Annotated in this window: 6 protein-coding genes; 5 read left to right on the top strand and 1 reads right to left on the bottom strand. The window is 61.4% G+C overall.

What is annotated here, in order from left to right; all coding sequences use genetic code 11:
* The first annotated feature begins 871 nt into the window (after nt 1-871).
* The 3 genes from QMK17_RS25780 (at nt 872) to QMK17_RS25770 (ending at nt 4,622) form a co-directional block, all read left to right on the top strand.
* Entirely contained in the window at nt 872-2,218 is a 1,347-nt protein-coding gene (locus QMK17_RS25780; protein ID WP_283512133.1) for an APC family permease, read from the top strand.
* A 676-nt stretch (nt 2,219-2,894) separates the two neighbouring features.
* Nucleotides 2,895-3,554, top strand: a complete 660-nt coding sequence (locus QMK17_RS25775) for a helix-turn-helix transcriptional regulator (protein ID WP_283512132.1) — start codon at nt 2,895-2,897, stop codon at nt 3,552-3,554.
* A 171-nt stretch (nt 3,555-3,725) separates the two neighbouring features.
* Nucleotides 3,726-4,622, top strand: coding sequence for a ScbA/BarX family gamma-butyrolactone biosynthesis protein (locus QMK17_RS25770; RefSeq protein ID WP_283512131.1), 897 nt, complete (start codon nt 3,726-3,728; stop codon nt 4,620-4,622).
* Nucleotides 4,623-4,660: 38 nt separating this feature from the next.
* Here QMK17_RS25770 and QMK17_RS25765 read toward each other — a convergent pair whose 3' ends face one another.
* Nucleotides 4,661-5,305, bottom strand: a complete 645-nt coding sequence (locus tag QMK17_RS25765) for a ScbR family autoregulator-binding transcription factor (RefSeq protein ID WP_283512130.1) — start codon at nt 5,303-5,305, stop codon at nt 4,661-4,663.
* Nucleotides 5,306-5,391: 86 nt separating this feature from the next.
* Here QMK17_RS25765 and QMK17_RS25760 point away from each other — a divergent pair, with 86 nt between their 5' ends.
* Together QMK17_RS25760 and QMK17_RS25755 are read left to right on the top strand one after the other, a co-directional pair.
* The gene (locus QMK17_RS25760; RefSeq protein WP_283512129.1) at nt 5,392-6,234 is read left to right on the top strand and encodes an NAD-dependent epimerase/dehydratase family protein; all 843 of its coding nucleotides are present in this window, start codon (nt 5,392-5,394) and stop codon (nt 6,232-6,234) included.
* A gap of 534 nt (nt 6,235-6,768) precedes the next feature.
* The gene (locus QMK17_RS25755) at nt 6,769-7,536 is read left to right on the top strand and encodes a VOC family protein (RefSeq protein ID WP_283512128.1); all 768 of its coding nucleotides are present in this window, start codon (nt 6,769-6,771) and stop codon (nt 7,534-7,536) included.
* Nucleotides 7,537-7,608: the final 72 nt, after the last annotated feature.

The raw sequence follows: 7,608 nt of genomic DNA, 5'->3' as shown, positions 1-7,608 counted from the left end.
TCTGCGAGATGCCCTTCGTAGTGGCCGAATCTTTCCCTAGACAAGATTGATTCTTTCACCACGACAGGGCATTTCGTATTCACAACTCGCGCTCAGTTGTCACTTCATCGGTGTATTCAGGCTTAGGGTGATTCAGTTCGAGCCGATCACCGGTTAACAAACCGTCCACGCACACTCCTTTGCAGAAAACACTGCAGCACTACCGCTGCAGTACGCTCATACCCGCGTGAGGTGGCCACAAACCACGGTTGAGCCAGCTTTGAGCGGCATGCTCGCCGGGTGAAATCAAGTCACTGCCCAACGGGAGGGTCGGCCTATGCGGGTGTGGCGTTCGCGGTCGAGGCACAACCGGCCCGCACCCCCCTGTCGGGTCACTTCCGAGGGTTGATCGCTGATGTTTGTGTCAGTCGGACTCGAGAGGGGGGTTCTCAGCGAGGAGGTATACACGGCCGCGAAGGCACGGCTGTTGAGCTAAATTGCTGGCCAATCGAGATGGGCATCTGAGGTGACAATCGAAGTTGGAACCATCGCGCCCTTGGGGATTAGGATCTCAGCGTTCATAAGATGTGGTGTTCCTGGGCTGGGCGAGTCGATGCGCCCGGGGATGACGACAGCCCATGGCCTGTGGCCGGGGCCCACGATCGCTCGAGACACAATCGGCCGCGGGACCGGCCCTGTTCTGCCGCGCTGTAGTCATGCCGCGCCGATCGCTGGTCGGGGCCGCCGCTCTTGTCCAGAGTGCGCCCTGGCGGTTGAATCCTGTTCTAGCTAATGGGTTTTCGTTGTCGGCGGCGGCTGGGCATGGGTGTTCGGTGGGGTCATGCAAGCCCTGGGCAGTTTCGCGTCGGGTAGGCAGGGGTACTTCGGCGCAATGAAGTCACCTGAAGCGACGGAATCACCCGAAACCGGGACCGCTCGCACACCGCTGAAACGGGTAATCACCGGGAAATTATTGTTTGTTTTCATTCTGGGTGATGTGCTCGGCGCAGGCATCTACGCGTTGGTCGGCGAAGTCGCAGGAGAGGTAGGCGGCGCGGTATGGGTTCCCCTGCTGGTTGCACTCGCAATGGCCATGCTGACTGCCTCCACCTACGCCGAACTGGTCACCAAATACCCCCGCGCCGGTGGAGCATCGGTGTTCGCGGCCCATGCGTACAAGTCGCCGATCGTGTCGTTCCTCGTCGGATTCTGCATGCTCGCCGCCGGTGTCACCAGCGCTGCCGGATTGTCGCTGGCGTTCGCCGGTGACTATCTGAAGGTGTTCCTCGACGTCCCGACGGTCGCCGCCGCAGTGGTCTTCCTCCTCGTCGTCGCGGCGCTCAACGCCCGCGGAATCAGCGAATCTCTTCGCGCAAACGTGGTGATGACCGTCGTAGAGGTCTCCGGGTTGGTGGCGATCGTGATTCTTGCTGCCCTTGTTCTCGGCCGCGGCGACGGCAGCCCGGCCCGCGTGCTGGAGTTCAAAGAGGACATCTCGCCTGCCTTGGCAGTGCTCGGCGCCGCTCTCCTCGCCTTCTACTCGTTCGTCGGCTTCGAGACTTCCGCGAATATCGCGGAAGAGGTCAAAGATGTTCGACGGGTGTATCCGCGTGCCCTGTTCTCCGCGCTTGTCACTGCAGGACTGGTCTACGTCGCTGTGGGTCTCGCGGTGTCCATCGTCGTTTCACCCGCAGAGCTCGCCGATTCTTCGGGGCCGCTGCTCGAGGTGGTCCGAGTAGCCGACGTCGGGATACCGCCGACGGCGTTCAGCGCCGTCGCGTTGATCGCCGTGGCCAACGGCGCACTGCTGACAATGATCATGGCGTCGCGTCTGACCTTCGGAATGGCCCGCGACGGTCTACTCCCGATCGCATTGAGCAAGGTGCTGCCCCGTCGTCAGACGCCGTGGGCCGCGATCATTGCGACCACCGCCGTCGCTATTGCGCTCTGCGCGACAGGCTCCGTGGCGGCATTGGCCGAGACTGTCGTGCTTCTCCTGTTGTTCGTGTTCGTCAGTACGAATATTGCTGTGCTGGTGCTGCGCCGAGACAAGGTGGACCACAGTCACTTCACGACCCCGACGATCATGCCAATTCTGGCGCTCGTGACATGTGTGGTGCTGCTGACCCAGCAGAGTGCCGCCACTTGGCTACGTACAGCCATTCTCCTACTCGTCGGACTCGCTCTGTACGGTGTGACGCGGCTAACCGCGCGCAACGGTCAGACAGTGCAGCGGTAGTCTGAACTCCCCACTCGAACCCTTCGCTCCTACCTCGGCGCCGGCCGGCGGAACCAGTCGGACAGGGCGGTGCCGGCCCGACCGGTTTGGTGCCCACTGATCCCCCTGACCGAGACACAGACTGTCCGTTACCGACTGATGGCATGTACGTTCCCCTCGAAGACCCGGCCCCATCTGGACCTACGAATCCTGACACAGTGTCTCACCTGTCGGGCGATGTTTTCGTCCACGCCATCGTCGGTGCTGACGGCCTGACTTGTAGAGCCCGCTCGGCCAGGTCGGCGGCACTGCGATGCCTGCCGCCGGCTCCTGGCCCGTGGAACAGGCACTCGGACGGGTCTTGTTCTGCTACCTCGTCATCGGATGCTGTTGTGCGCCCAACCTTCCGATGCCACATGGTGGGTCACCGAGGGGCCGCTTGCGGCGGGTGTTGCAGTTCGAGGAAGCTGGTCGAGTCGGCGGCGTAGTGATGCCACACCCAGTCCGGCGAGACGTCGTGAACGAGCTGGCCGCCCATGATGTCCCTCGGCCGACGGTTCGGATACGGGCCGCATCAACAGTGCCCGGCCGACAGGAATTCCTGTTCGGTGAGCCAGAACCGGGTCGCAGCGTGGCGATTTGGTTTCGAAAACGTTGAAACGCGGACAGACCGGTCTATCCCTGCCGTGTAGTCACTATGAGAATCTCCAGGCCCGTCACCGTATACACGCCCAGTAGCGAACGCGGACTGGCCAATGCAATCGTCGCTGGAATCAGTGCGAGAGCCCACTTCGGATCACAGACTCTCGACCGACACCTGTTGGCGCACCACTCCAGTGATCGAGGCACAGCGCTTGTTCTCCTGCCCCTGGAAGGCGCCCGGTGGAAGGACACGGAGCTCTCCGCACTCAAGGGCGCGATTATGGTCGGCAGTCTCAGCAGCAGTACATCGATGATTCGCGGGCTTGCCGCGGGCGCACACGCCGCAATCAACTCTCGACTGCCCTTTCAATCTCTGCTCGATGAAGTGCACGCCGCTCTGTGTGTCGACGCTAATCAACCCTTACCCGACAAAACCTTTCTTGCGCAACGTATCCGGATACGCGCCGAAGAATCCGAACGGATCGCGACCCTCACCGATCGCGAGTTCGAGATTCTGGGATCGCTCTACAACGGTTGGAACGTCGACGCTATCGCTCGAACAGCCCATATCGCGCCCACAACGGTTCGCGCCCACATCCGAAGCATCTTGCACAAGCTCGAGGTGCACTCCCAGCTGGAGGCCTGCGCACTGCTGCACCGCTCAGGCCATGATGCCCGCGCGATCCCGCTGGAACTTCGGATCGGCCGCTACTAGCGCTGCGCGGCGATCGCGACTCCACTCACTTCGGTGGATACACACAGAATCAAACTCTGTGTCCGACAACGTAGTCAATTGTGACGATTCGACGACGCGATCCAGCGTCGAAGATTGGATACGGCTCGACGCCGAAGCCTGCGCTCGAAAATCGAAAGGTTCTACACAAGAATGGAATACACAAGAACTGTGCCGCGCCAACTTGTCCACAGGCACGCTGTCGCCGAAGTCTTTCTGACGGACTACAGCATCGGACCTGGCCCCGCGTACGACGTCGCCGTTCAACTTCCGTTGTCACACCGGATCTTCGACGCATCGGGCGACGAGCACGACCCGCTCGGTGTCGCCGAAGCGTTTCGCCAAACGGTAGTACTTCTGTGCCACACCAGCTACGACATTCCGCTGCACTACCGATTCCTCATGGAAAAATTCAGCGTGAAGATGCTCGGCGCGCTTCGGATGCACTCGACAGCAGCGCCGCTCACGTTCCGCTTGGCAGTCAACGACGTCACCTACCGCGACGGAGCAGCCTCAGGCGTCGACGTGTCGGGAACCCTGACCGACGGCACACAGGACGTTGCCCGATGCAGCGCCGTCGCGCGAGGGGTGAGCCCGGAAGGATATCGCCGTATTCGGCAAGGCCGCGACGACCAGTACCCGAACCAACGCACCGTTCCACCCGGCACTGTGGTCATCGCCGCGGAGCAGGTTGGACGCACTTCCGATCGGGACGTTCTCCTGAGCACTGACGATGCTCGTCGGAGACTGTTCTGCACTCCCGATCCACACAATCACGCCCTCTTCGACCACCCCGTCGATCACATCCCCGGCATGGTTATCTTCGAAGCTGCCCGGCAGGCACTGCGGTACTGCAGCGGGCAACCAGCAGCACAGATCGCCGAACTCTCCGCGATCTTCCCCCGGTTCACCGAATGGGAGACGCCATGCGAAGTATCGACAACCCTCCTCGACGCGGCAGAGCGCGGAAACAACCGGTACTGCGTTCGGTTCACTCAAAATCAGGCACTGACCGCGGAACTCGAACTCTCGGTTGTGGACGCGCCATGAACATGCTTGGAAAGTCCGTTAGCGTCGAGGCGACTGCGTCAGACGGGGACCGGTTCCCATGTACGGGGTGCACTCGCCGCCAGACGCATCACATGGGCCAATTTGCTCTCGTGAACAACCGTCGGCAACACCAGGCTCCACATCTGGCTCAACCGCTCGTACAAATCGGCTCTGCCGGTCAACATCTCCGACAAAATCTGCACTCCGGTGAACGAACCCACGATGAACCGGGCCAACGCATCGACGTCAGTACCCTCGACGATGTCGCCATCCTCGGCAGCCTGCAGAGCAACCTGTGTGATGGATCCGATCCAGTCCAAGTACGGTTTCTCTATCGGCCCCTGGATACTCCCGATTTCCATCGTCAAGCGCATGCCACCTCGCGCGATCGGCTCGGTCACCAGCTGCCGCGCCATCTCCTGGGACACCAACACCAAAGTGTCGACCGCGGTATCGGAGTGGAAGGCCACGAGCCGGGTGCCTTCCATCGCCATACCGTGCTGCGCATCGATCACCGCATGCGCAAGCTCTTCTTTCGACGCGAAGTGAAAATACATCGCACCCTTGGTCACACCGGCATGCTGCAGGATGGTGCCCAGGCTGGCAGAGTAACCAACCTTTTCGAAACTTTTCGCAGCGCCCAAGATGACAGCCTGGCGCGTGAGAACAGCGCGCTCCTGCATGTGCTACCTCACTCTCTATACCTGGGGTATGTCTCTCCACGATACGTCGAGTGCCACCGCAGCAGCGTTCCCAACACGGACCCGTTGTGACCACCTTGATACTCGGAGCGGGCGGCTTCATCGGCTCGGCCGTGATGAGACAGATCGCTTCCGGAACCGGAGATGACGTGGTTGGCTTCGTCCGCTCGCACAGCGCAGCCAGGAAACTCACCGACGCCGGAATGGCTGCTGCGGTCGGGGACATCAACGACGACATTTCTCTGCGTGCTGCCATGCACCAGGCATCCACCGTCATCAGTTGCGTTTCGTATGTAGGCAGCGACGAACAGCAATGCATTCGAGTCAACCAGCACGGCATGAGAAACGTTGCATCGGTCGCTGCCGCCATCGGCGCCCAACGGTTGCTCTACGTCAGTACCGCGGCGGTGTACGGGCCAGGCCCGTTTCGAGATCTACCGGTAGATGGCGTCCCCCTCAATCCGATCTCCTCTGCCAGTCGCACACGCGCCATAGCCGAACAACACATCCGCGACGCCGGCGGTGTGGTCGTTCGTCCGCACCTCGTCTACGGGCAAGGGGATCTCTGGTTCATCCCCACCCTCACCTCCATCACCGACAGACTTGGCGCTCTGATCGACTGCGGCACTGCGCTTCTCTCCACGATTGACGTTGACGATCTCGCCCGTGGCATTGTCTCGCTCGCCCAGCGTTCCGAAATTGTCGCCGGGTCCACCGTGCATCTCAATGCCCCCGCACCCTCGCGAGTCATAGATATCCTTGCTCGTCAGTCCAGCGGAACCGGATGGACCATGCCGACCCGATCGATCGACCGCGCGAGAGCACTGCATCGCGCGACGCAGCTCGGAATTGATCAACGTCACATCGACATGATCTCGCTCGACCATTGGTTCCGAAACGGGACTGTTTGAATAGCTGTCAATCCCGGTCCTTGGTTCGACACGCCAGGGGTTGCGCGGACCTCACCACCGGTCAAAACCGGAAGCGAATCTCAACAAGCTTTGTCGAGGACGCCAGCGGCCGTTCCGAGTGGAAACGATGCCGAAGGGGGCGCGATGCGCTCGCCTCTATTGTCGTGGGCTCTCCATATCGACGCCCCAGCGCCACTCACACCCGGCACCGAAAGTTCAGCACGCTCGCCAGTAATGGTCGGAACCTTCTGCAGTCAACCATGACCAGGCACGGCCGTTCCGGCCAGCCGGTCACGTCAGGAAACATGTTGCTGCGCAGTTGGTTACCTCAACGACCTCATCCGCCGAGCGGTCGCAACATTTACCGGCTACACCTGCCACCTCATTCGGCCGGGTTGGACGCTGCCCGTGCGGAGCGCACAGGTCGGCTGACGGCAACCCCGTTCGTCGGTTGTATGTGTCGGTGCCCCCGGATAGGTTCGGGTCAGGGTTCAACAAAGCCGAGCAAATTGAGCCGACCGAACGGAGCTTGTGATGATCCGGACCTACCCCGAGGGTGTTACCTCGTGGATCGATGTCGAGCAGAACGATGTCGAAGGGGCAAAAGCATTTTACGGCGGCGTATTCGGCTGGACCTTCACCGATGCGACGCCGCCGGAGTCACCGTTCCGGTACGTCATCGCTCAGCTGGACGGCGAGGACGTGGCCGCAATCGGTGGACCGTCACAGCCACCCGAAGCCGGCGCAACAAGCGATTCTGCTTGGAATACCTACGTTGCCGTCGACGACGCACTGGCCGCCGCCGATCGTGTGACCGCTGCCGGTGGACGGATCGTCGATCCGCCGACGTCTGCTGGTGAAGGCGGAATTTCTGTCGTCTGCGCCGACCCGACGGGGGTGCAGTTTCGGCTGTGGCAGGCCAAACGACGGCCAGGTGCCCAGATCACCAACACACCAGGGTCGTGGAACTTCAGCGATCTCCACGTCGACGACTCGACGACCGCGAGCGCCTTCTACACACAGCTGTTCGGTTGGGCATTCGACGACATTGGGTACGCGACGATGATTCGGCAACCCGGCTACGGGGACCATTTGGCCGCAACGGTCGATCCGAACATTCACGAACGACAATCGGGCGACATGGTGCCGCCCGGATTCTCCGACTCCATCGGCTGGCTGGCCACCATCAATGACGACGAGCGACCACACTGGCACGTTGCTTTCACCGTTGCCGACCACGACGAGACGGTTAAGCCTGAATGCACCGATGAGCTGATGTGCCAGCTGCGAGTTTCGTTGTGACGCTGCGATGCGGGTATGGGCGTGGGTGATCGTCCGACCTCGGTGTCGGGTTGTTCCACTGGGTTTTTCATC

The sequence above is a fragment of the Rhodococcus sp. G-MC3 genome (assembly GCF_030063335.1).
Taxonomy (GTDB): Bacteria; Actinomycetota; Actinomycetes; order Mycobacteriales; family Mycobacteriaceae; genus Rhodococcoides.
Note: the sequence above shows the minus strand (reverse complement) of the source record. Positions and strands in the feature narration are given on the sequence as shown.

Bases quoted from the DNA above. Each gene is read 5' to 3' on its own strand.
- QMK17_RS25780 (WP_283512133.1), top strand. From the start codon at position 872: ATGAAGTCACCTGAAGCGACGGAATCACCCGAAACCGGGACCGCTCGC.
- QMK17_RS25775 (WP_283512132.1), top strand. From the start codon at position 2,895: ATGAGAATCTCCAGGCCCGTCACCGTATACACGCCCAGTAGCGAACGC.
- QMK17_RS25770 (WP_283512131.1), top strand. From the start codon at position 3,726: ATGGAATACACAAGAACTGTGCCGCGCCAACTTGTCCACAGGCACGCT.
- QMK17_RS25765 (WP_283512130.1), bottom strand. From the start codon at position 5,305: ATGCAGGAGCGCGCTGTTCTCACGCGCCAGGCTGTCATCTTGGGCGCT.
- QMK17_RS25755 (WP_283512128.1), top strand. From the start codon at position 6,769: ATGATCCGGACCTACCCCGAGGGTGTTACCTCGTGGATCGATGTCGAG.